Source organism: Marispirochaeta aestuarii, from assembly GCF_002087085.1.
GTDB classification, from domain to species: domain Bacteria; phylum Spirochaetota; class Spirochaetia; order JC444; family Marispirochaetaceae; genus Marispirochaeta; species Marispirochaeta aestuarii.
Genome location: NZ_MWQY01000020.1, coordinates 44,465 through 67,973 on the forward strand (window position 1 = coordinate 44,465; position 23,509 = coordinate 67,973).

General features: G+C 53.7%; 22 protein-coding genes. 11 read left to right on the top strand and 11 right to left on the bottom strand.

From position 1 onward, the window contains the following. Positions 1 to 39 precede the first annotated feature (39 nt). The gene (locus B4O97_RS15770; protein ID WP_083052297.1) at positions 40 to 798 is read left to right on the top strand and encodes a J domain-containing protein; all 759 of its coding nucleotides are present in this window, start codon (positions 40 to 42) and stop codon (positions 796 to 798) included. On the opposite strand, the gene B4O97_RS15775 is transcribed toward B4O97_RS15770, so the two are convergent. Together B4O97_RS15775 and B4O97_RS15780 are read right to left on the bottom strand one after the other, a co-directional pair. Further along, positions 788 to 1,471: a peptidoglycan DD-metalloendopeptidase family protein gene (locus B4O97_RS15775; protein WP_083052298.1), complete on the bottom strand. Its 684-nt coding sequence runs from the start codon at positions 1,469 to 1,471 to the stop codon at positions 788 to 790. The genes B4O97_RS15770 and B4O97_RS15775 overlap by 11 nt on opposite strands. Next, positions 1,468 to 3,924, bottom strand: coding sequence for a radical SAM protein (locus tag B4O97_RS15780; RefSeq protein WP_083052300.1), 2,457 nt, complete (start codon positions 3,922 to 3,924; stop codon positions 1,468 to 1,470). The genes B4O97_RS15775 and B4O97_RS15780 overlap by 4 nt, the downstream gene beginning before the upstream one ends. Before the next feature lie 134 nt (positions 3,925 to 4,058). On the opposite strand from B4O97_RS15780, the gene B4O97_RS15785 reads away from it, so the two are divergent. Both B4O97_RS15785 and B4O97_RS15790 read left to right on the top strand, forming a co-directional pair. After that, positions 4,059 to 5,324: a sensor histidine kinase gene (locus tag B4O97_RS15785; protein ID WP_083052301.1), complete on the top strand. Its 1,266-nt coding sequence runs from the start codon at positions 4,059 to 4,061 to the stop codon at positions 5,322 to 5,324. Next, on the top strand, positions 5,293 to 5,982 hold the full coding sequence (locus tag B4O97_RS15790) for a response regulator transcription factor (RefSeq protein ID WP_083052303.1): 690 nt from the start codon (positions 5,293 to 5,295) through the stop codon (positions 5,980 to 5,982). Before B4O97_RS15785 ends, B4O97_RS15790 begins: the two co-directional genes overlap by 32 nt. Here B4O97_RS15790 and B4O97_RS15795 read toward each other — a convergent pair. The 3 genes from B4O97_RS15795 to melA are packed head-to-tail and all read right to left on the bottom strand — an operon-like array spanning position 5,979 to position 9,347. Continuing rightward, positions 5,979 to 6,971 (bottom strand): Gfo/Idh/MocA family protein, encoded by a 993-nt coding sequence (locus tag B4O97_RS15795; protein WP_083052304.1) that lies wholly within the window; start codon positions 6,969 to 6,971, stop codon positions 5,979 to 5,981. The two genes, B4O97_RS15790 and B4O97_RS15795, sit on opposite strands and share 4 nt — an antisense overlap. Beyond that, positions 6,964 to 8,043, bottom strand: a complete 1,080-nt coding sequence (locus B4O97_RS15800; RefSeq protein ID WP_083052306.1) for a zinc-binding dehydrogenase — start codon at positions 8,041 to 8,043, stop codon at positions 6,964 to 6,966. Before B4O97_RS15800 ends, B4O97_RS15795 begins: the two co-directional genes overlap by 8 nt. Then, on the bottom strand, positions 8,040 to 9,347 hold the full coding sequence (melA, locus tag B4O97_RS15805; protein ID WP_083052313.1) for an alpha-glucosidase/alpha-galactosidase: 1,308 nt from the start codon (positions 9,345 to 9,347) through the stop codon (positions 8,040 to 8,042). The genes B4O97_RS15800 and melA overlap by 4 nt, the downstream gene beginning before the upstream one ends. Positions 9,348 to 9,433: 86 nt before the next feature. Here melA and B4O97_RS15810 point away from each other — a divergent pair, with 86 nt between their 5' ends. The 4 genes from B4O97_RS15810 (at position 9,434) to B4O97_RS15825 (ending at position 13,641) form a co-directional block, all read left to right on the top strand. Then, positions 9,434 to 10,285 (top strand): AraC family transcriptional regulator, encoded by an 852-nt coding sequence (locus tag B4O97_RS15810; RefSeq protein WP_158084342.1) that lies wholly within the window; start codon positions 9,434 to 9,436, stop codon positions 10,283 to 10,285. 99 nt (positions 10,286 to 10,384) lie between these two features. After that, entirely contained in the window at positions 10,385 to 11,767 is a 1,383-nt protein-coding gene (locus B4O97_RS15815) for an ABC transporter substrate-binding protein (protein ID WP_083052316.1), read from the top strand. Between the two features lie 24 nt (positions 11,768 to 11,791). Continuing rightward, positions 11,792 to 12,685 (top strand): carbohydrate ABC transporter permease, encoded by an 894-nt coding sequence (locus B4O97_RS15820; protein ID WP_083052318.1) that lies wholly within the window; start codon positions 11,792 to 11,794, stop codon positions 12,683 to 12,685. Continuing rightward, positions 12,679 to 13,641 carry a carbohydrate ABC transporter permease gene (locus B4O97_RS15825; protein ID WP_083052320.1) on the top strand — a complete coding sequence of 321 codons (963 nt, stop codon included), beginning with the start codon at positions 12,679 to 12,681 and terminating at the stop codon, positions 13,639 to 13,641. The genes B4O97_RS15820 and B4O97_RS15825 overlap by 7 nt, the downstream gene beginning before the upstream one ends. Positions 13,642 to 13,698: 57 nt before the next feature. On the opposite strand, the gene B4O97_RS15830 is transcribed toward B4O97_RS15825, so the two are convergent. Continuing rightward, complete coding sequence (locus B4O97_RS15830) at positions 13,699 to 14,475, bottom strand: FMN-binding protein (RefSeq protein WP_083052321.1); 777 nt, start codon at positions 14,473 to 14,475, stop codon at positions 13,699 to 13,701. Between the two features lie 287 nt (positions 14,476 to 14,762). Between B4O97_RS15830 and B4O97_RS15835 the strand changes: the two genes are divergently transcribed. Together B4O97_RS15835 and B4O97_RS15840 are read left to right on the top strand one after the other, a co-directional pair. After that, complete coding sequence (locus tag B4O97_RS15835) at positions 14,763 to 15,365, top strand: hypothetical protein (protein ID WP_083052323.1); 603 nt, start codon at positions 14,763 to 14,765, stop codon at positions 15,363 to 15,365. Positions 15,366 to 15,398: 33 nt separating this feature from the next. Then, positions 15,399 to 16,295, top strand: coding sequence for a rhodanese-like domain-containing protein (locus tag B4O97_RS15840; protein ID WP_083052324.1), 897 nt, complete (start codon positions 15,399 to 15,401; stop codon positions 16,293 to 16,295). 55 nt (positions 16,296 to 16,350) lie between these two features. Here the strand turns inward: B4O97_RS15840 and B4O97_RS15845 are convergent, their stop codons facing one another. Continuing rightward, complete coding sequence (locus B4O97_RS15845; RefSeq protein WP_083052326.1) at positions 16,351 to 17,421, bottom strand: CsgG/HfaB family protein; 1,071 nt, start codon at positions 17,419 to 17,421, stop codon at positions 16,351 to 16,353. Between the two features lie 155 nt (positions 17,422 to 17,576). Between B4O97_RS15845 and B4O97_RS15850 the strand changes: the two genes are divergently transcribed. Continuing rightward, complete coding sequence (locus B4O97_RS15850; RefSeq protein ID WP_143305755.1) at positions 17,577 to 17,882, top strand: hypothetical protein; 306 nt, start codon at positions 17,577 to 17,579, stop codon at positions 17,880 to 17,882. Position 17,883: 1 nt separating this feature from the next. Here B4O97_RS15850 and B4O97_RS15855 read toward each other — a convergent pair whose 3' ends face one another. Genes B4O97_RS15855 through B4O97_RS15870 form a run of 4 tightly spaced genes read right to left on the bottom strand, consistent with a single transcriptional unit; the run spans position 17,884 to position 21,165 of the window. Then, complete coding sequence (locus B4O97_RS15855; protein ID WP_083052329.1) at positions 17,884 to 18,351, bottom strand: universal stress protein; 468 nt, start codon at positions 18,349 to 18,351, stop codon at positions 17,884 to 17,886. A gap of 12 nt (positions 18,352 to 18,363) precedes the next feature. Beyond that, positions 18,364 to 19,665, bottom strand: a complete 1,302-nt coding sequence (locus B4O97_RS15860; protein ID WP_083052330.1) for a TRAP transporter large permease — start codon at positions 19,663 to 19,665, stop codon at positions 18,364 to 18,366. Further along, positions 19,662 to 20,144 (bottom strand): TRAP transporter small permease, encoded by a 483-nt coding sequence (locus B4O97_RS15865; RefSeq protein ID WP_083052332.1) that lies wholly within the window; start codon positions 20,142 to 20,144, stop codon positions 19,662 to 19,664. The genes B4O97_RS15860 and B4O97_RS15865 overlap by 4 nt, the downstream gene beginning before the upstream one ends. A 7-nt stretch (positions 20,145 to 20,151) precedes the next feature. Then, on the bottom strand, positions 20,152 to 21,165 hold the full coding sequence (locus B4O97_RS15870) for a TRAP transporter substrate-binding protein (RefSeq protein WP_083052333.1): 1,014 nt from the start codon (positions 21,163 to 21,165) through the stop codon (positions 20,152 to 20,154). Positions 21,166 to 21,344: 179 nt separating this feature from the next. Between B4O97_RS15870 and B4O97_RS15875 the strand changes: the two genes are divergently transcribed. After that, positions 21,345 to 23,414 (top strand): hypothetical protein, encoded by a 2,070-nt coding sequence (locus tag B4O97_RS15875; RefSeq protein WP_083052335.1) that lies wholly within the window; start codon positions 21,345 to 21,347, stop codon positions 23,412 to 23,414. The last annotated feature ends 95 nt before the right edge of the window (positions 23,415 to 23,509 follow it).

Here is a 23,509-nt window from a genome sequence, read left to right on the forward strand (position 1 = left end):
TAGCCGGAAAACTTCAAATATGCTACAATCCTGTATCAGATGAGGCGGAAAAGACGGGTCTCCCCGAAAAGCTATTCCCTTGCCCGGCTGTTGTCAAAACAACCTAAAAGCCTGGCCAGACACCCCCTGTATCCCCGGATGTTTCAGTTCTACAGGCTTTCGACAAGTCTTAAGTCCCTGCGATTCAGCCGCCGCTGCTACTCCCTTCTGGATCGGGCGGTTATTGCCCCTGAACACCTCGGAAACTTCTATAAGACCTATCGTCTGCCGAAGGATCCTTTTTTTCCCCTGTTTTTTGCCATCAAGCGGGACTACCTGAACCACCGGAAGGATCTTAAACGACGTCGTGAGAGCTATATTCTGGCCCGGGTGCGGGAGCTTGACCCGCAGATACTAAGGTTTATCCGCTACCTGGGAAAATTGGAGCAGAAACTCAACGCCGCCGGCAAAACCCCGGTATGGGAAAAAACCGTCTACCCGGGGAGCAAGAAACGGGCAGACGAGTATCTGCGCTGCAGCCTCGATCAGTGGATCCAAATATTCAGGTCCTTTGGCGATGGACTGCAGAAACGCTACCCCCGTAAAGCGGGAATTGCAGACTGGGAGCGGGTCTTTGCCGCCTTTATTCTCGAGTGTCCCCCCGGAGAAGATTCTGCTCATTACCCCGATGAGGCGCTGGTACGACGCCAGTACCGGAAGCTGTCCAAGCTTTACCATCCCGATTCGGGGGGTAATCCGGAACATTTCCGTCTCATCAAACAGGCCCGGGATATCCTGACCGAGGGCTTCAGAGAGTAAAGAGCATCAGCGGGGACGGGCAGAAAGCTCTAATTACCGGAAGGTCCTTGGCTGAACAGTAGCCCCGGGAAAGAAAACCCTCATCCAGGCCTTTTTCCGTAAGTACCTGCAGATGGGTATGATGAAACCAGTTGCCGTTTTCATCGAAGTCCCCCACCACAGCAAAGCGCTCTCCTGCCCTGAACTCCCTGTTCCGGGGAGGCAGGGATGCGAGGGACAGATGTCCGTAGAGACTGTAGAAGGTCCGAAAATGGACAGAGGAGTGCCGGAGCAGTACGAAGGCGCCGTAGTTGCCCTCCCCTTCCTCGTAGCCCTGGAACTCAACCACTGAATCCAGAGGGGCATGCAGGCCCGTTCCGGCGGGAACGATTATGTCCAGTCCAAGATGAAAGAAGCGCTCCTCCCGCTGCATCTGAGGACAGGAGGAGAGGAGCTTTCTCCGGTCCTCCATATAGGATGCGAATCCCCAGGTACAGCGTCCCGACATCTGCTCATCGATGATGTGCTGGTACCGCCGCTGGTCCCTGGGATCGATTCCGTCGAAGAGGCTGCTTTCGGGAGAAAGATCAAGAATATAGGGGTCTCCCCGGAGGTCAGGAACAAGAGGGGCCCGTCTGGTATTTTCACCATAGAAGATATAGGGGTATCTCAGCTCACCCGATAAGCCTGTCATATGGGGAACTCCGTGGAACTGACAAGGCCGGAAACGGGAATTACTGGTTTTCCGTCCTTTCCGATTTCAACATTTTCCGGGAGCTGATAATCCGGATACATTTCCCTGAAATAGGGCAGGCTGTAGCTGTCGAGCTTTACCCGGATTCCGTCTTCACCGTGAATAAACGACGAGGTAAGGCCGTAGTAAACCTCTCCCAGGGGAGTCTGCAGGATGTAGCGGGGACCTTCGCGACCGCTTCCCTCCCGGCGGATTTTGGAAGCGATATCGATGACATCATACATGTCCACGGGATGCTCCCGGTTCCACTCCCGTTGAACGGGATGACCGGCCACATAAAGGTGATGAAACTCGATTCCCGCTTTACGGTAGGCAAAGGTGAGCTGACAGATCTCATCGGGAAAGTCGTTTATACCCCCCAGAAGCGGGGTATTGGCATACACGGTGATTCCCCGGTTTGTCAGACGGCGGGTGAGCCGACGATGTTCCCCGGTAAGCTGAGAGGCGTTCAGGAACCATGTTTCAATTTCCAGGCGAAGGGGGCCGGAAACACTCAGATGGTTCATGTCCGCCAGGGCAGTAACGAGGGGGCGGGAGAATACTTCCGGAGCGCAGGTGAATTCACTGCTCCGAATCCGCATTGCGTTTATATGACCGATTTTTCCAAGTTCCCCTGCTATTCTCTTCAGTCGGTACAGGGACTCGCCGACACCCGATTCCGGACGGACAATCACATCGCTTATGACGGGGTTTTCACGGAGATACTCGAACACCTCTTCTCCGGCACGGCAGTCCATCTCCACTCTGGTTTCGTGGACCCGGTCCAGCCCGGGGATACCGGTTGGAACGATGGACTCACATCTGAGAAGGGGCCGGAGAGAAAGCCCTTTGAGGGTTTCCGGGACATCCATGGGAACAGGAACATGCTGGATCCTTAAAGGGCGAGACCCCAGAAAGTAGGCGTCCTTGCCCATCTTTGCCATATACTGAATATCCAGGGTGCCCTCCGGATTTACCCGGATATTCGGCAGCTCCGTCGCCAGGGGGGCGAAGGACTTGAAGTAATCCGGAGTATAGGGGGTCCTGATCCAGATAAAGTTTTCCTCCCCCTCCACGGGCTCCACCGCCCATCCGCTGGTGTACCACTCCATCTTGCCGATGGGGGTAGCGGTACAGATTTTCGGTACGCTTCTGTCGGAGAGGTGCGCCCTCAGGTACTCGGCAATATCGATACCATCGGAAAGGGGCGACCAGTAGACGCTGTTTCCGTGGATGGGACTGCAGGGAATGTAGATATAATGCATCTCGGCGCCGGCACCCCGCAGAAGCTTGAAGAGCCTTGCCAGTTCCGGTCCCCGGTCGTTGCAGTCCTTCAGGAAAGGAGTCTGGATGTAAACGGCGATACCCGATTTTACAAGTTCCGTTATGATCTCCAGGCTGACCGGAGAGACCTCGTCGGGATGAATAAAATGGGTGGCGATTTCCATCCGTTTGCCGTGAAGCTGAAGCTCGTAGTTCTTGTGCTTCAGGAATTTCATCCAGGATTCATCCTTCCGGAGGAACAGATCGGGATAATAGGCCACCGAGCGGGTGGCAAGGCGCAGGGTCTGTACATGATCGATGGTCATAAGTCCGTCGATGGTGGCCTCCATGTTTCGACGGCTCAGAAAAGGGTCTCCCCCGGTAATGACAATCTCCTTTATGTCGGGAGAACTTCGCACATGCTCTATGGCTTTTTCGACATCCTCCACCGTGGGGTTCTCTTCGTTTCTCGACTCCTTGTGCTTGCGGAAACAGAAGCGGCAGTAGACCGGGCAGCTCATGTTCAGCAGATAAATAACCCTGTTCTGGTACATCTGTTCCAGAAGTCCCTGGTGAAACTGGCCTATCCAGGTGTTGGCATGACCCACCGGATCAAGCTCCTCCACGAAGGGCATGTACTGATAGGCGACATCCGGTGAGAGCATCATCTGACGCACTGTATGATAGGACAAACGCACCGGGTACATCTCCATAACCTTCTGCAGGTCCTCACGCTGACTGTCGGGGACCTCGAGGTTGGTCAGGTCCACCAGGCTTTCCACATCCTTCACCGAAACATAACCATGCTGAGGGATTACAAGTTCAAGCAGGGAGAGGAGATACAGATAGGGAAGCCTGATACCCCGGACTGTTGCGTCTGCCGGCCCGGTACCGTCAAGGAGGGGAACCAGGGCAGAAAAGAACCCCGCGGAATCATCCTCGAAACCGCAGGCCCTGAGCAGTCCGGTGAAGCGCTCCGTCCCGTCTCCTTCGCCCAGGAGGGCTCTGAACTCCGGCCCCACCAGGTCAAAGGTGGCGTAGTTCTCCAGAAACTCCCTGCTCTTGTCTTCCAGTAGGGAGAGCGGGACGCTCAGTTCCCTGCCCGAGTTCTTCAATACGATTCTGACTGCATCTGTTCCGCTGTTCGTCATTGGCCGTAATCCTTGTGTTGTTGTCGAAACCCAGTATAGGGGATGTCCGGGCGGATAACAAGGAAAGGGAGCTTCAGGCGAAGGTATTTCTGTTTCCCCCATAAACGGAAAACATGTTATTCTGAAGAGGAAAAATGGTTCATGTCATAAAATCGTACTCCGAAGATCCTCTTCGTTCTGCGGCACTGGCCATATCTCTGCTGCTTCACGCTTCCACGGCCCTGCTCTTCCATTACGCATATATCGATTCAGGACAGCAGCATCTGATTCTGCAGGAGTTTGCCTGGCATTTCCGCATTCTGCTGGCCCTATCCGCTGCCCTTTCGGTACTGCTGCGATTATTCCGGAAGAATGCTTCCCTGCTTCTCATTTTTAAAATAGGCCTCTTTTTCCTGATTACCTACCCCCTCGGACTGGAGGTCGGTCTGTTCCTTGTTCTCCTGCTTACGGTTCTTACGGAGATTTTCGCTTATCTCCCGGTAAAAACAGCAGTTCTATACTGCGTGCTCTGTCTGGGAACGGCCGGAACCCTGGGCAAACCCGGGTCTGCATTCAACTACCCCCGGGACAGCGCCGAAATCCAGGAGCTGATCACAGTAGGGCTTACAAGCCTTCTCTGCTCCTTTCTTCTTCTGATATACCGGCAGACAAGGATAAACCTCTCCACGGAGAAACATAAAACCGGGCATCTGAATTCGGTCATTTCCCAGCTTTCGGACGCCAATCTCGACTTTCAGCGTTATGTACACAGCGTGGAATACTCGGCGGTTCAATCCGAGCGGCGAAGAATAAGCAGTGAGATTCATGACACCGTCGGTTACTCCCTGACAAATATTCTGATGACCCTGGAGGCCGTCAGCGACCTGATCGACAGGGATAGCCGGAGGGCACATGAGGCCCTCGAACGTTCCATACGGGAAGCCCAGAACTGCCTGGAGGAGACCCGCCGTTCAATGCAGGAACTCAGGTCGAAGGAACAGAATGAGGCGGTGGGGCTTCAGGCCCTGGCCCACCTGGTCCGTTCCTTCAGCGAAGCCACGGGAATCAGGGTGAAAATGGAGTTCGGCAACGCCCCCAACAGCTTCGGCAGCAGGATTGACCTTGTGCTTTTCAGGATAATACAGGAAGGCCTTACCAACGCTTTTCGCCACGGCCAGGCGGATACGGTCAGAATCGCATTATGGATCGAAAACAGTGAGCTGCTTGTTTCAATACTGGATAACGGCCGGGGAACAAGCCAGATCGTCGAAGGAATAGGCATCAGCGGAATGCGGGAACGGGTGGAAAACATAAAGGGTACAATCAGTTTCAAAAACTATCCCGACGGTTTCAGTGTAAAGGCTGTACTGCCGCTTACGGAGGATGATAATGGACAGAATACGGGTAGTCCTCGTGGATGACCAGGTTTTATTTGTAGAAAGCCTGCAGACCGTTCTGGAGCTCAGGTCCGACGACATCGAGGTCGTGGGGACTGCCCATAACGGAGAAGAAGGGCTGGAGGTCATCCGGGCTGCCAGACCGGACATAGTCCTGATGGACGTACGGATGCCCGGGATGGACGGCGTAGAAGCCACCCGCAGGCTGCACCAGGAACACCCGGAAATCAAGGTTGTCATGCTGACAACCTTTGATGATGACGTCTACGTTCGCGAGGCCATGCAGTACAGCGCTGTAGGATACATTCTCAAGAATATCCCCGCCACCAACCTGATCAATTCGATCCGGGCTGTCATGGACGGAACGATCCAGCTTTCTCCCAGCGTCATGCACAAGATAGTCAGCCCTGAAATCGACCCTGAACCTGCTGTGAATGTCGGAAAAAAATCCCGGACTGAACTCCATGCCTCGGATTTCAGCCGCAGGGAGCGGGAGGTCCTCTACTTCCTGTCCAGGGGGCTGGATAACAGAACCATAGGAGAAAAACTCTTTATTGCAGAGCAGACCGTGAAGAACCAGATTTCAAGGATATATGGAAAGATCGGCAGCCACGACCGCTTCAAAGCAGCGGAAATCGCCCGGGAACTCGATATAGGCAGGTATATCTCCCGGGAGGACTAGATCCGTACAAGGGCCTCATTTTCAAGGGACTGAAGAAGCCGGTGAATGCAATTCTGAGCTTCCCGGGCTTCCCGTATCGGGACCTTCGCGGCCTTCCCTTCCCTCACGGAATCGAGAAAATCCATCAGGGCCATCCTGCGAAGGTCGGTTTCCGGCGGGAACTCTTCCACGCCCCTCTCCTCACCTGCAGTCCGGCGAAGTGTTCCGGTTTTCAGAGATGAGTACTCAGCCATAAGACGGGAGCAGACAAGACGGAATCCCGCCTCCCACCTGCCGGGAACGGCACAGTTGGAGGCAGCCAGGGAGACCAGGGCCCCGGATTTCATTACCAGGCAGGCTGTCGAGGTATCCTCGATGGTATAACCCGGTACCTCACGATGACAGATGTTGTCCCGGAACCCGACGACCCCGGCGGCCGGACCGAGAAGGTGCAGAACCAGGTCGAAAAGATGGATCACCTGTTCAAGAAGCTGTCCGCCGGAGATCTCCTCCCTTCGCCACCAGGAGGAATGAAGGGAATTGCACAGGTAAAAGCCCTGAAGCAGAGAAGCCGTACCGGCCTCCCCGGAGCGCAGCAGTTCCTTGATCCTGACAACCAGGGGATGAAAACGGTGCTGAAAATCAACCTGGGTAATCACCCCGGCAGCCTCCGCCGCCCTGACCATATTCTCCGCTTCATTCTCTTTGAGAGCCAGGGGCTTCTCCAGAAAAAGGTGGATGCCCCGCCCCGCGGCCTCCTCCACTTCTCCCTGATGCCCCCCGGGGGGCAGACAGACAAAGAGGGCATCGGGTTGTATCTGACCGAGCATTTTTCGGTGGTCCGTATACAGCGCTACCTTCCTGCCCAGCCGGGAGGCCAGGGCTTCGGCGCTTTCGATACGGCGGGAACAGAGGGCGACGATGCGAGCCTTGCCGCTGGCTTCGGCATTGAGGGCATGGGTCTGCCCCATGGAACCGGTGCCGATGACAGCGCATCGCAGTCTATTCATCCTGTTCTCCCTCTGTTCCTGATTCCGCTGCAGGGAATACCACCCCAAGCTTTATTGCCCGGGCCGGATTCTCCATGCACATCCGGTACTCCTCCTTTAGCTCCGCGTAGGGAACAAGCCGGTCGATTATATGATGCCCCGGTATGAGCCCCCGCCCTGTCAGATGCAGGCATTCGGCCTCTATGCGTTCGGCCCTCCAGCGGGGATGTTCCCTGTTGGGATCACTGGTGGCCCGGGAAAAGAGGATCTGCGGGCAGTTCATGTGGGCTTCGGCTCCCAGGTCCAGGCCGCCCCCCCAGGGGGGAGGAAAAGCTCCACAGACGACTCTTCCTCCGAAGGCAACACCGCGGAGGGCCTCCTGGAGGGCCTGCCGGGAGCCGGACATCTCAATAACCGCATCCGCGCCCATACCACCGGTACAAAGCTTCAACTCCCGTCCCACGTCAGAAGAACCCGGGTCCAGCACCCCGGTGGCACCCAGTCGCAGGGCCGCAGCCAGGCGCTCCTTCAAGGGATCGACAGCCACGACCTGCGCCGCTCCGGAGAGCAGAGCCATACGGATACAGAGAAGCCCGATGGCCCCCATACCGAATACGGCCACCCTGTCCCCCAGGCGGACCTGACTGTCCCGTAGGGCCGCCAGGGCAAAACGGGCCGGGTCAAGACACAGAGCGGAGCGCCAGTCAATCTTCGGCAGATGCCAGAGCCGGTCTGCGGGAACAAGCACATGTTCCGCAAAAGAGGAGAAGCCGAAAACACGCTCCCCTGCTGAAAAGTCCGTCACCCCCGAGCCGATGGCGGCAACCCTTCCTGCCACCATATTGCCGGCTAAAAAGAAGGATTCTCCACCCTCTTCCTTAATGTCCCCCGGTACTTTTTCATGGATTCGAAGTTCTTCGTTCCAGGTTCCCCTACGGGAAGGATACCCACGGGCCATGGAAAACTCGGTGCCATGTTTAATGGCCCCGTACTGAACTTTCACCAGAACCTCCCGCGGACCTGGATCCCGGCGGGGAATCTCCTTCCATTCCAGTCTTCCCGTCCCCTCCCCGACCTGCAGCACCCTGTTCACGGGATAATCCTGCAGTAGTCGCCGTGGGCCTCGAGCATGTCGTCGCAGAGGGAAACAATCTCGTCGATACTGAGCTCCGCCGCGGTATGGGGGTCAAGAAAGGCAGCCTGGTAGAGGGCCTCCCGGCTTCCCTTAAGGGCAGCCTCGATGGTCATGAGCTGCACATGCACTGCCGCACTGTTGAGGGCGGCACACTGGGTTGGGAGTTCCCCCGCATACACCCCCTGAACGCCGTTACGGTCAACCAGACAGGGAAGCTCCACCAGGGCTTTTGCCGGCAGGTTGGGAATGAGACCCCTGTTCGGCACATTCCCGTGGACCCGCCGGGGAGTTCCGCAAACGACTGAGTCCATTATGCCGGCGGCATACTCGTAGGATAGGCCCCCAGCCTCTGCGCGGGAATCCAGGTCCTTACCTTTCTCCTGTTCCCACTCCCGGATCTGTTCCCTGCAGCGGCGGGGATATTCGTCCAGGGGGATATGGTATTCCTCGATCAGCCCGGGATGCGTGCGCTTTATCCAGTAGGGAGTATACTCCGCATTGTGCTCCGAAGATTCAGTTACATAATAGCCGAAGCGCCTCATCATCTCGAAGCGCAGCCGGTCTTTATGCTCCCTGAGTCCTTGAGCCCTCCGCTTTATTTCCGGGTAGAGATCCCTGGCCTTGTGCTGTATTTCCAGCAGCCAGGCCATGTGATTTATCCCGGCAATCTTCCAACGGACTTCCTGCGGGTCGATGTCGATTCCGGTGTACTGCAGAAGCCGGGGGACGCAGATCTGTACGGAGTGGCACAGCCCGACGGTCCGGATCCCTGAAGCAGCCAGAATACCTCCGGTTACAATGGAGAGAGGATTTACATAATTAAGCAGAAGGGCATCGGGGCACTCCTTTTCCATCTCCTTAACGATCTCGAACATCACCTGCAGGGTCCGAATTCCCCGGAAGATCCCCCCGATCCCCAGGGTATCCCCGATGGTCTGCCTCAGCCCGTAGCGGGCGGGAATTTCAAAATCAATCACCGTTGCCGGTTCGTAGCCCCCCACCTGTATCGCATTTATGACAAAGTCCGCACTCCGCAGGGCAGCCCGCCTCTCATGATCACCGCAGAATCCCCGGACCCGGGCCAATCCGGCATTCAGTTTCTGGTTCATCCTGCCGATGATCGCCAGGGATTCCTCCAGCCGGACTCCGTCGATATCGTACAGGTGTATCTCGACATCCTGCAGAGCGGGAGTCTGAAAAACATCCCCCAGAATATTACGCACAAAAACCGTACTTCCTGCACCCAGAAAAGTAATGATCATATCCTTGTCCTCATACCCGCCATGCTAAAACAGCAGATTCCCGGGGTATATAGCAAAATGTGGAGTCCCATTGTAAAATGTGGAGAATGAAGTCCGGCGCTGAGTTTTTCAACACCATTGTTCCCTCCGCCGATATAAACCTTCTGTTCACAGGGTACGAACAGTGTCCTCCGGAAAAAGCCTGCGGCGGCATTCGTGCCCATTTTCTTCTGCATTATGTACTGTCCGGCGGCGGAACGGTACTCACCGGAAAAACGACCTCCCGTATCTCCGCGGGGGATCTGTTCTGCTATTATCCGGAACAGCCCCTCTGCTACACGGCGGATCCTTTGCGGCCATGGAAGTTCGCCTGGGTGGGATTCACCGGAACACGAGCCGGAGAAATTCTCAGGTCATCCTCCGGGGGAGCTCCTCTGACCATCCATACCCATCCCTCTCCGTCACGAATGGAGTCTCTCTTTGAATCACTCTTCCGGCAGCAGGAGAAACGACACGAGGGTTTTAACCTGGTTTCGGAAGGTATTCTCCTCGAGATTCTGGGAGAACTGTGCCGGGCTCGCCGCAGCTATCCCGAATCTGTTCCGGATCACGCCACTCCTGCCGATCCCGGAGCTGCTGACCTTCGGTCCTTTTATGTGGAAAAGATGAAGCAGTTCATCCAATCCAATTATCAGAACGCCATTACCGTACAGCATGTGGTGGACTACATCGGGATTGACCGCTCCTACGCCTCCCGGATATTTCATCGCATCGAGAAGCGGACGATACAGCGCTACCTCATCGATCTCCGGATGACCCAGGCCAGAAGGCTGCTTGCGGAAAAGAGACTGTCCATTGTAAACGTCGCCCGTTCGGTGGGGTATCAGGATTATGCCACCTTCGAACGGCGTTTCAGGCAGGAGCACGGAAGATCTCCCGGTTCCTTTCCGGATGTGTAAAACAGGTACGAAATCGGTACTTTCGTACTATTGTTGCCCCGGAATACCGGCTTTATGCTGATGTATGGAACTCAACTATTTCAAGGAGGTAGTGACGTGATGAAAAAGTTGACAGTTTTTATGATGCTTTTGATCCTGCTCGGCACTTTCATGTGGGCCGGCGGCCAGTCCGAACCCGCCGCGGAGGCGGCAGAGGTATCCGGACCGGTTTCCATCGATTTCTGGACCACCCAGACCCAGTCGGACCGGATGGCCACCATCCAGGTACTGATTGATACCTTTGAAGCCCTTAACCCGGATATTTCGATCAACCTGGTGGCGGTCGACGAAAATGACATGGCCACCCAGCTGAACACCTCAGCAGCCGCCAATACCCTTCCGGCCATGATTGAGTGTGCTGCGGAAAACGCCGTAGCCTTCGGCTCAGAGGGACTTCTCAATGCGGAGGCGATTACCGAAGTAATCAGGGACATCGGAAAGGAGAGGTTCTATGCCGGCACCCTGCGGCTGAACGAGACTGCCCGGAAAGGGATGTACTATGCTGTTCCCTACCACGGCTGGGTGCAGGGAATCTGGTACCGGGCTGACTGGTTCGAAGAAGCGGGACTGAATCCTCCTTCCTCCTGGGATGACATTCTGAAGGCCGCACAGTATTTCTACAAACCGGCAGAAAACCAGTATGGAATCCTCGTTGGTACCAAGGCGGAGGCCTATGCGGAACAGTGCTTTACCCAGATTGCCATGGCCAACGGTGCCCAGCTCTTCGACGCCGAAGGAAACCTCATCTTCAATTCACCGAAGATGCGCGAAGCCGTCGAGTATTACGCTGAACTGGCAAAATACAATCCTCCGGGACCCCAGACCTGGCGTGCACGGGACTATTACCTGCAGGGTAAAATGGCCATGTTCTTCTACTCCACCTATATTATGGACGATCTGGCAATAGAGGCGGCGGCAAAGGACTCCCTGACAAACGAGAACTTCGAGGATCTGGCGGGCAGGAATTTTGATCCCGAACTCGTCCAGAATACCCGGCTATCCCCGATCATCAGAAACACCCAGAATGCCGGATACGGAACCATTGTAAGCTTCGGAATCCCCGATCATGGCGACCAGGCAAAAATCGCAGCAGTCCAGAAGTTCATCAAGTACCTCTTCACCCCCAATGCCTATATTACCTGGCTGCACATGGCCCCTGGGGGTATGAATCCAGTTCTTAAGGAGATCGCCACCAATGCCCGTTTCCAGAATGATCCCAAGGGCCTTTTCCAGCACTACGGAAAAGACAAAATGGCGGAGATCATCCAGGGCCTGGACAGTATCGAAACCTTCAGCATTGTCGAAGGCAAGCGTATGGCCGCAGCGAGCACAATATACTCCAAGCAGATAATCCCGCAAATGCTCTACAAAATTACCCAGGAGGGGATGGATATCGACGCAGCCATGGAATGGGCCGAGGCCGAGATGAAAAAACTCATGTAATACGCTTTGCGCAGGGGAAACAGTATGAACATGCAGCATACGCTACAGGCAAAAGGACTGGATCTCAGACAGCGCGAAATCGTGCTGGGATGGTCGCTTGTTCTACCATCGGTTCTGATCATCCTGGCACTTATTCTGTATCCGATTCTCTACAATATTTATCTCAGTTTTTTCGATGTGGAACCTCTGGCGGCCAATACCTATATCGGGCTGGAAAACCACAAGAATGTCGTTCTCGATCCCGGTTTCTGGAACGCTATTGCCCTGACTGTCATCTATGTGCTCTTTACTACCCTGGGAACGACCCTGATGGGACTCTTTGTGGCCCTGGTCATGAACAAGGAGTTCCCCTTCCGGGGACTTGTACGCAGTCTCATACTGTTTCCCTATGTTGCGCCCGTAATCTCGGTGGTTTTTGCCTGGCAATTCATCTTTGATCCGGTAAACGGCATATTCATGGACCTTGCCTACGAAAAGCTGGGGCTTTTCTCCAGCCGCTTCAATCTCATCGGCTCCCCCTCCACCGCCGTGTGGGTGGCGGTTATCTTCAGTATCTGGAAGAATTTCCCCTTTTCCTACCTGATGATTCTTTCACGGCTGCAGGCCATCGACCAGAACCTGTACGAAGCCGCGGAGATAGACGGGGCTTCCGGCTGGCAGAAGTTCCGCTACATAACCCTGCCGGAGGTATATTTTGTAATGGGAGCTATCGTCCTTCTCCGGATGATATGGAACTTCAACAAGTTTGAGGAGATCTACCTGCTCACGGATAACGTGCGGGTGCTTTCGGTATACACCTACTTCAAAGCCTTCGTGGGAACCATGGAACTCGGACAAGGTGCGTCCCTTGCGGTGATCCAGTTTCTGCTGCTCATCGGTTTTATCCTCTTCTACGTAAAACGGGTACTCAAATGGTAAGACGTAACACTTTTTTGAGACGAAGCGGTTTTGCCCTTCTGGTGCTGGCAATAGTCCTTTTCAGCATATTCCCTTTTATTCAGATGCTCTCGATCTCCCTCAAGTATCCCGGGGAATGGGGCAATCCGAGCCTGATCCCGGAAAAGATAAATCTGGAAGCCTACATGGAGCTTCTGAACATCGGCCAGAGTACAAAAAACGTTCCCGAATCCGTTCTGAACCTTCTGAATGAGACCCCTGACCTGACGAAGGAGCAAAGAGACGCGATACTGAGCAAATACAAAAGTACGGGAGACGTATTTCCCTTTCTCCGGTATTTTGGGAACTCCTTCATGCTCTCCTTTTCAGCGGCCTTTTTTACCGTAATATTCGCCATCTTCGGCGCCTACTCCTTCAGCCGTCTGAGGTTCCCGGGGCGCTCATTTATTCAACGGGGGGTCCTTTTTGTCTACATGTTCGGAGGAATACTTCTTTTGATTCCCCTCTACAAGATGTTCGTCAGTATAGGCTGGATCAGCGTCCCCCCGGGAGCCTTCCTGAGCCTGCTGATAATCTATGTTGTCCAGACACTGCCGGTCTCCCTCTACATGCTGGGCAACTACTTCCGGACCATACCCTTCTCCATAGAAGAGGCAGCCATGATCGAAGGGGCTTCACGGTTCGGGACAATCTGGCGAATTATAATTCCCCTTTCCATTGCGGCAATCGTTACTGTCTTCATCTACTGCTTCATGATTGCCTGGAACGAGTACCTCTTTGCCTCGGTATTCCTGAAAAACTTCAAGGACCTCTACACCCTGCCCATGGGACTCAAGGCGCTTTTCACCTCCAAGAATGCAATATGGGACCGTATCATGGCCGCATCGGTACTGACTGCGACGCCGGTAATTATTCTGTTTATCTCGATTCAGAGAAACCTGGCGGGAGGAATGGCCGCGGGGGGCGTAAAAGAGTAAGGGCTGCCCGTATACGGACAGCCCCCGTGTTGACGATGGGAAACTATCTCTGAGGAATCAGCGTTTTGCTCCTGCAAGGGCCTCTTCCACCAGGGAATAGAAGGTGTCATAGGAGATGGTTGCTCCGGTGACTGCATCAGGAACTGCAGTTTCCTGGCTCTCCAGGAAGGCCTTCTCTACGGCCTGGGCCTGCTCGTGCCACTCCCTGGTTGCATTGGAATTGGCCACCATGCCGTATTCCCCGTCCATGGAACGCTGAACCTTGTTGGTTCCGCCGTCTTCGGCCACGGCATCCCAGTGGGCGGATACCACATACCCGGAAGTTACCGTAAAATCTACAAAGTACTTCCATCCATTATGGAACTCGTCATCCGAAGCGGAGTAGGTACCGTCCTTGTAGGGACCATAGCCCACAGGACCTTTGGCCAGAGCTTCGGCGGCGAGTTCGTAGAACTCATTGTAGTGTATGGTAGCTCCGCTTATGGCATCGGGCATCTCCGTGGAAGGATTTTCCCTGAAATACTCCTCCACCGCAGCGGCCTGAACATGCCAGTCTGCCTGGGCGCCCCCCTGGGCAACCATGGGATAATTACCTGCTTTGGAAACGGAAACCTTGTCGGGTCCGGCATTGATATTGGAGCCGTTCCACACAACCTCGGTGAACTCTCCGTCCTCAACCTTGAGGGTTACGTTATATTTCCATCCGCTTTTGGGGAATTCCGTCTGCTGGGCAAAGTAGATCCCGTCTTCGTAGCCTGTCCCCTTCGAACTGCAGCTTACAAAAAGAGCGGCAGCGAGGGCCAGTACAACGGTAATTCTTACAATGTGTTTCATAGAAACCTCCAATCCTCTTATATTGGCCTTTTAATATAGTGTGAATAATATACTATCTTATACCGACTTTGAATATATATTTCAATATATTTAAAGCATATTATAGAGAAAATTCAGCATTATAAAGGTTGAGACTTCTTTATCGCCCACAATATTCACAATTTACGATATTTAATCACATTAAATTATTGACAGTATCTTATTTTACGTATACTGTAATCATGTTATATAAATTTTCCTTGATGTTTTGTCCGCACAGAACAGAAACAGGGAAAAAGGAGTATTGCATGAAGACTATCCGTTTGATGGCAGGAGCACTGGTTCTGATTATGGTATTGGGCGCCTGCGGGGGCAATGCCGGGGCCGCAAAAGAGGAAGCCACCGCTGAAGCAGCCGAGCCTGCAAAGGGTATTACCCTGGAAAACGCCTTCTACTATACCCATGTTGACGGGCACAAGAAGGAGACACAGATTCCCGCGGTTGTTCTTTTCGAGTATGAGCAGCTGAAAACAGTCCGCTACCAGGTGGCATATATTGCCTGTACCTGCAGGGGACCGGAAGTAAACTACTGGTCCGTGGCGAATGTGGAAATCAATAAATCCAACCTCACCGTAGACCACATCTCCTATCACGAGGATTCCACCGACCATTACGTAGCCGGGATGTACGGCGACAGTACCGAATCCTGGGACGGTACGCCCGTGCGGGAGCTCTTTGACGGTTTTATCCAGGACAGCATCCTTGGAAAATCGGAAAGCGAGATCGATGCCTATGTACCCATGCACGGGGAAGTTGATACCTACACCGGTGCAACAGTTACCCCCAACAACGCAATGCGCATGCTCCAGGGGCTCTTTGAGTATCACAAAGAACACTACGGCAGCAACTAGGGTTTCTGCCAAAAAAAATAGAGGAATAGAACTATGATCAAGAAGACGACAATTATTCTGTTAACCTTAATGCTGGCTCTCTCCATTGTCTCCTGCGGCAAGTCCGGCGCAGATGCGGGTCTTACGGGAACCGAAGAGATCACCATGGAGAATATCGACCAGTATATCGACAAAGACGCCAGATTCATCGATCTGCGGAATTTCGCCGACATGTTCAATGGCGGCTACATCGCCGGTTTCGAGGTAGTGCCCTTTTTCCAGTATCTGGAAGGCCGCGCCCTTGTCCGGAACAACGGATGGGAGTTCTCCGAGGCTGACGTGGTTGAACCGGCAATCCTGGAGAACATCTTCGGTTCCAAGGAAGATGTAATCGTCCTGATGTGCGGTTCCGGAACCCGGGCCGGATACGTAAAGGACGCCCTGAACAGTCTGGGCTACACCAAGGTTATCAATGCCGGAGGGATTCGGGATTATAAGGGTGAAAACAAGGTCCTCGGGGACGGCAGCTACGCCGGCCAGATGGTCCTCCCCGCGGAGGTCACCATGGAGAACATCGACCAGTACCTTTACCGGGACGGAGCCAAATACGTTGATCTGCGCAATGTCGCCGATAAATACGTGGGCGGATACATCGACAGTTTCGAGCTCGTCTCCTTCTTTGAATACCTTGAAAACAATGCCCTTGTCCGGAACAACGGATGGGAGTTTTCCGAGGCTGACGTGGTTGAACCGGCAATCCTGGAGAACATCTTCGGCTCCAAGGACCGGGAAGTATTCCTGATGTGCGGCTCCGGAACACGGGCCGGATACGTAAAAGATGCCCTTGAAAGCATCGGTTACACAAACGTGTACAACGTCGGCGGGATTCGGGACTATAAGGGAGATCACAAGATCTTCGGCGATGAATCCTTCAGCCTGAACCTTCAGTAGTATTCAGTTTATCCACCCCGGCCCGGGTCCTTTCTCAAAGAGGATCCGGGCTTCTTTATGGAATCAGCTGAATTCCCGCCATAAGCTGGTGTCCATACGTCCTTATCAAGCCCGGATAATCCATGTGGTCAGACCCCAGGCCGTAGATTCCGAAACTCGCTATCCTGGGGCTGTAACGATACTCCAGGAAGAGGTTCAAGGAATCTCCAAGCCCCATGCTGTATCCCCCCAGAGCGGAAGCCCTAAGTCCGAAGCTTGTATAACAGTCACCTTCCCCCTCGGTGACAGAGAGTTCTCCGGCACCCGCCAGACCGAGGTATGCATGGCTGAGCTGAGGAAGGACTTCGAAATAGCGCCACAGGGGAAGCCGCATAAGGAAACGCTGCCCCAGGGAGAAGGTATGGACTGTAAGATGAATCTGATCGTCGGTCTGTGACTGAAGGTTGTAGAGGAATTCCCATCCGCCGGAAAAAAAGCCTTCGCCCCCCTCAAGATACGATATCCCTGCCAGAAATCCCGGTCCGTCGGTCTTTTCAGCGTCTTCATGATCGAAATCATCATCGTAGCGGACAGTCTGAAAGCTTCCTCCCAGCTTGAATTCAAGAAAATCCGGGTATTCCGCTCTGCGGGAATATTCACGCCGTTGATAGGGAGATGTCATGTCGCTCTCCTCCACCTCTGCTGAAGCCGAGGCGATTACATTCCCCTGCTGAACATCAACAAGCTGCAGCAGAATTCTCATTCCCCTGTTAGTGTATCCGGGTCTGGAAAAACCCCGTACGGAACCGAACACCAGGTACTCCGCTCCCAGGGCATTCCCGATGCTCACCGCTGTTTCGCTGTCCACAGCACCTGAAAGCTGGTATTCCAGCTCCTCCGTTATCCGGTCAATATTCTCGCGCTCAACGACCGCGATGCCGGCGCGTATAAATGCCCGGGTTATTTCGTCGGCTACAAAACGCCCATTCTCCGGTTTCCCGTCAGTATCCATCTCGGCTACTGCAACGGTGGAAGTCCGCTGAAAACCGCTGATACATAGATCCTGTACCAGAGTGTCGTAGGTATCACTGTAAAGCAGAATTGATGATACCATTGCAAGCATCATAATAACGAATTTCCTGGACATTTTTTCCCTCTTTTCTATCGCTTTTTGGGCATTATAATACCATATATACAGCCCTTATATACCGGATTTTTACTTCTCCATGAACTATATTGTACGAAAACGGGACAGGATATCAGGCCGGTCCCCGTTCAATGCAGTTCGACAAGGAGGAAGAAATGGCGGAATATACCTTCGACGGAACAACCCTGCGGGACGGCAAGGGAACAAAGATGGGCGAGATTGACAGGAGCTACATTCGCGGATGGAACGCAGCCCTGCTGGGGCAGCTTGACCGGAAGAATATACGGGATCCCAGGGGAAAGAAACTGCTGGAGTTTGACGGAAAAACCGTAAAGGATGATCTTGGAAAGAAGGTCACTACCATAAAGGAAATTCAGGAGCTGATAGACGGCGAAGCGGACATTTCCCTGGTGGCGGCCTGGTATTTTCTAATTAAAAAACAGCAGGCCAACATGACATAATTCAGATCTCGCTCTCTTCCTCGTCGGGAACAACCAGCACCGGGCAATGGGCCTTTCGTATAACCTTCTCGGTAAAATTTCCGAGCATTCGGTTAATTACATTCGAGCCCGCTCCCCTCCCGATAACAACCAGGCTGACCGATTCTTCCCGGGCCTTCCGCAGGATCTCCTCTCCGACATTGCCGACGGAAAAATCCGAGGACCATTGTACCCCCTCAGGTATGGCGGGAATATAGACTTCGGCGATCTTGCGGTCGATGTCCTGCCTGGCCTTGGCATCGACATCCTCCACCTCGTATATATAGGACTTCCAGAACTGCGCGTCCGGCTCCGGTATGGCGTGAAAGATAATAAGTTCGCTCCCCTCATTGGCGGCGGCAATATTCAAGGCGTAGCGAAAGGCTCTCAGGGCGTCGGTGTTGAAATCGGTACAAAAGAGAATCTTTTTAAAAATATTCCTGTGGGGCATCCTGTTCCTCCTTTACCGAAGCAGTCCGGGCAGAAAAAGAGAGAGCTGGGGAAACACAATCAGAATAAGTGCGGAAATCAGCAGCATCAGAAGATACGGCAGGGCACCTTTGAAGATGACCGTAAGCGGAATATCCCGTTCTATACCGCTGACCACGTAGACATTCACCCCCACGGGAGGTGTAATTACCCCCATCTGAGTGATGACCACCACGATCACGCCGAACCATACAGGATCGAAACCGAGTTCCAGAATTACCGGATAAAAGATCGGTATCGTCAGCAGAATAAGCGCCAGGGCGTCGATAAAACAGCCCGCGAACAGAAAAAAGAGTATGATTATGATCATGACCCCCCAGCCCGGCAAAGGCAGGGAGACAAAGAAACCCGCCACAGCAAAGGGAATCCGGGACACGGCAAGAAACCTGCCGAAGATAACCGCCCCGGCCACGATAAAGAAGATCATGCTCGAGGTCCGCACGGTCTCGAAGATTATCATCTTCAGTTTATGCAGGGACATCTCCTTCTGAAAGATGGCAATGGCAAAACTGCCGGCTGTTCCCACGGCCGCGGCCTCGATGGGGGTGAAAATCCCGAAGAACATCCCTCCCATGACCAGGAAAAAGAGAATCAGGGTCTCGATAACTCCGGTGAGGGACTGGAAACGCTCCTTCCAGCTGTGCCGGGGCCCCGCGGGACCGAGCCTGCTGTTGCCGATGCAGCTGAAATAGATGGACAGGCAGAAGAGCAGGGCAATCAGTATTCCCGGAATGATGCCTGCCAGAAAGAGATCTCCGATGGACTGCTCTGTCATAAGGGCGTACACGATAAAGACAACCGAGGGGGGAATCAGCATACCCAGGGAGCCTCCTGCTGCAACGGTCCCGGAGGCCAGGGAGTCCGCATAGCCGTAGCGCTTCATCTCCGGCAGGGCTACAGCGGACATGGTTGCCGCGGTAGCGGGTCCCGAACCGCAGATTGCACCGAATCCTGCGCAGGCGCCCACCGTGGCCATGGCAAGACCTCCCCTGAGATGGCCGATCCACACATAGGCGGTACGGAACATGCGCCTGCTTATTCCGGCATGAAAGGCGATCTGCCCCATCATTACGAAGAGGGGAATCACCGTCAGGCTGTAGGAAGAAAAGGTCTCATACAGATCGGCGCTGACCATGCTGAAGGCCGCCGCGGGATTCACGATCAGGGCAAATCCGATTACCCCCGCGGCCAGCATGGCGAATGCGACGGGCATGCTGGTCAAAAGCAGCCCGAGAAGGATCAGACACCCGATTACACCGATTTCCACAGGACTCATGGTTTGATAAACTCCCTGCCCGGATGCGTAAGATGGTAGAGAAAAACGATCATCATCAGTATAAAGTTAAAACTGACCAGCATGGGTATCCAGAAAACCGGAAGTCCCAGATTGGGGAAAACCTCACCTGAAGCCAGCAGGGCAAGGCCGTGGCGGTACAGCTGAACCGTAAGTACACCGAAGATGGCCAGGGCGGACAGGCGCAGAAGGGAGTCCAGGATCAGACGGCCGAGCCTGCTGCACTTATGGTAAAAGAACTCGATGGCAATGTGGCCCTTGACCGCCGTCAGATACGGCAGGGCACAGGCCACGGCGACGACTCCGCAGGCACGCACCAGATCATAGGCACCCGTGATCCCGGTGCCGAAGAGGCGAAGCAGAACGTCGATAACGGTAATACCCATCATGAGAAGAACCGCTCCGCCGGCGATAATGGCGAGAGCCTTTATAAGCTGCCTGATGATGGAGAAAAACACCATGGGGCGCTTACTTCAACAATGCCAGAAGATCTTTCAGAAAGGCTTCTCCGGGAAGCCCCTTCTCTTCCGTGGACCGTATATATTCGGCATAGATGGGGTCCATGGCCGCGACCAGAGCGCTCTGCTCTGATTCCGGCAGATCGACAAACTCCTTGCCCAGCTCCTTTACAAACGCTTCGCCTTCCCGGTCGCTCTGGTCCCAGGCCTCCCCGTGACGATCGATCCATTCATCACTGACCTCATTGATAACAGCCTGAAGGTCTTCGGGCAGGGAGTTCCAGGTATTTTTGTTCATAACGGAAAACATTGCCGTTGTGTAGCCGATTGCCCTGGTATCGACAACGTAGTCGATTACCTCCCCCTGCTTCCAGCCCTTCAGGGTTTCAATAGGGCAGAAGGTGGCGTCAACGACCCCCTTCTGCAGGGCTTCATAGGTGTCTCCCTGACTCATGGAAACAGGCGTAGCCCCTAAAGCCGTCACAATCTTGGCGGAAAGTCCGGTGGCCCGGATCTTCATGTTCGCTATCTCATCCACACTTCTGACGGACTTCTTTGACGCCAGTATTCCCGGGCCGTGGGCGTGAAGATAGATTACGTGGACATCGGAGAGCTCTTCGGGCTGGTATTTCTTTACCATCTCGTTGGCCACCCGGGTAGCCGTCAGCCCGTCGGGATAGCCCACAGGCAGGTCCAGGCCTTCCAGCAGGGGAAAGCGTCCCCGGGTATAGGCAAAGACGCTCATACCAATATCCGCGACACCGGAAACTACGGCCTCGTAGGTTTGCGCCGCGTTGGAGAGGGTTCCGCCGTGAAACATGGTTATCCTGATTCGTCCACCGCTTCTTTCTTCCACCTCCCTGGCCCACGCTTCGGCAGTCTGGGCCTGCAGGTGGGTGGCGGGAAAGAACACCGCGTAATTCAGTTCATAGCTTTCTTTTTCAGCAGAATTTTCAGTTTCTGTCTTGCTGCAGCCCGACAGCACGATAAGAACAGCGATCAGAAGGACGAGACATCTTTTCATTTTTACTCTCCAATTTTTCTACTGGAATAGTTAGAAGATTATTCGGAATGGAAAACTATTTCAATGGGTGCAGCATCATGATATACTATCCGGGAAATTGCGCCGGAGCTTCGGCCGCATGTAAAAATCGTCATTGTGTTAATGCATCCCGCCGGACTCAAGCATACGGGGGTGCGGATATGCTGCTTTTAAACCACAGTTCCAGGTTACAGGTTCCGGGATTCCTTACAGTTATTACGGTCATGGCGGTTTTCCTCGTTTTCCCTGGATGCCCGACAGGAGGAAGCGGGGACAGGGGAGGAAGTAATGGGGAAGCGGACCAGACTTTTACTGCTGATCCCTTAAGCCTTGAAACATCCGCCGCCATTTCCGAGTCATGCGCAGAGGTGGAGCTGCTGTTGATGTCCCGGGGAATCTCCCAGGCAATGCTGGCAGCTGTTCCGATACTGGAAAATCATGACTGTGTAAACGACGTGTCCTGGGTGGAACAGCCTGGAAGGGATCCGTACCTTCTGGTGGAGTTCAGCAACGGCATGCTGTTCCTCATGGATATCATCCGCCTGACCGATATCAGGCCTCCCGTGACAGGCGATCAGGGAATTCCTGCTTCAGGATCAACGGAACCTTTGTCATCATCCCTGATTCAGGGAATCGTGCAACCCCATGGAACCCGGGCCCAATTCTTTGATCTGCCGGAGTTCTCGACTGATACATGTTTGTGGATGAACTTGTTCGAAGATGCGGGGTATTCCTGGGAGTACCTTCCCGACTGGCGGGTAGAAGACTTCAGGAACCTTCACCAGAACGCTTTTACCTATGTTGCCACCCATGGATCGGTATTTCAGCATGGGGACGAAGAGTATTTTGCCTTCCATATTCCCAGCCATATGCGTTGTACCGATGATGACCTCAGCTATATCGCCAACGGCGATTTCTGGGACATTGCTGTCATACTGCAGCGAGGAATATATATCGTCGAAAATGAGGACCCCTTTGTCTCTGAAGACACCCGATACATGATTACAAACAAATATATCGAAAAATATTCCTCCGCTTTTTCAGACGGCAGCATTTTCTACGCCGATTGCTGCTATTCGGCGGAACCGAATCCCTATGATGAAGAATCGATTCCCCTTGTAAATACCCTTCTCGGCATGAATGTTGGCCAGGTGCTGGGCTGGAACGCCCAGACCGGTAACCGGGGATCCATACGGGCGGCAAATTTTCTGGTTGGACAGATGATGGGAGATCTTTCCGGTCTTGATCTGCTTGATGAGGATTTTTCCGGCAAGCCCTTTAAACCTTACTCTCTGCTGGACTCTTTTACCGCGCTGCAGCATTTCTTCTGGCACTATTCAGTTCCCGGAGAGCTGATTCTTTTCGGAAACGGCGGAACGATACTCCGTCCGTCGATAAAGCACCTTCATGTAAATGTTGACGTTGAGGGAGGAGAAGACGATGAACTGTCGCTTCTGGGAAACTTCGGTGACCGGAGCGGAATGGTTATGGTATCGGAGGTTCAGGATAATCCTGCCGCAGGGACTTCACTTTCGTGGACCGATTGGCAGGATGACGGAATCATGGCCACACTGGATAACGAAACCGCCGGTTATATCACCGTAGTCGTAGACGGGGTTCCGAGTAATGCCTTCCCCCTTTCCCGCTGGGAAATAACTGACCTGGAAGTGACAGGTATTCATCCCGGTGGAATCGGTCCGCAGCTCGAACTGACAATAAACGCCTCCTGGCGGGGGGAAATCCTTGATGAACGGGACGGGATTTTATCCGACGAAAGTGAGACATTCATGGAACCCGCCTGGTCGGAGCCGAATCCCGAGAACAGCAGAACAGCGACAGAATTCAGTATATCCTCCAGCTGCTATTACAGCTTTTCCGGAACCTTCGAGGACAGCAGGTACCGGTATGAGTATCCCGACGGCGCCAACCAGGGATCCATGCCCCTTTCCTTTAACGGAATGCAAAACTTTCTCGGTACTGTAACAATGCGCCCGGATGAGGGAAAAGCACTTTTCAATATTCTCCTGACAAGGGAAGCCTTTGTTCTGAAGACCGACAAGCAAAGCGGTGCAACCACTGCGGATGAAATCTTCGTATCCGTCGGACTCATATTCGAAACCGGGATGGACAAAGACGGCAATATTTCCAGTCACGAGGAGCTAAGTCCCTATCAGTTCACCCTGCCCGACATAGAACCTGAATACCCTCCCCTTCAGGAGACATGCCGTTGAATATCTGGAGCGGGGATTATTTTATGGACACCTATAAAAAGGGGCTGTCTATTAAGTAGGCAGTCCCTTTTTAAATTTACATGTGCTATAGGTTA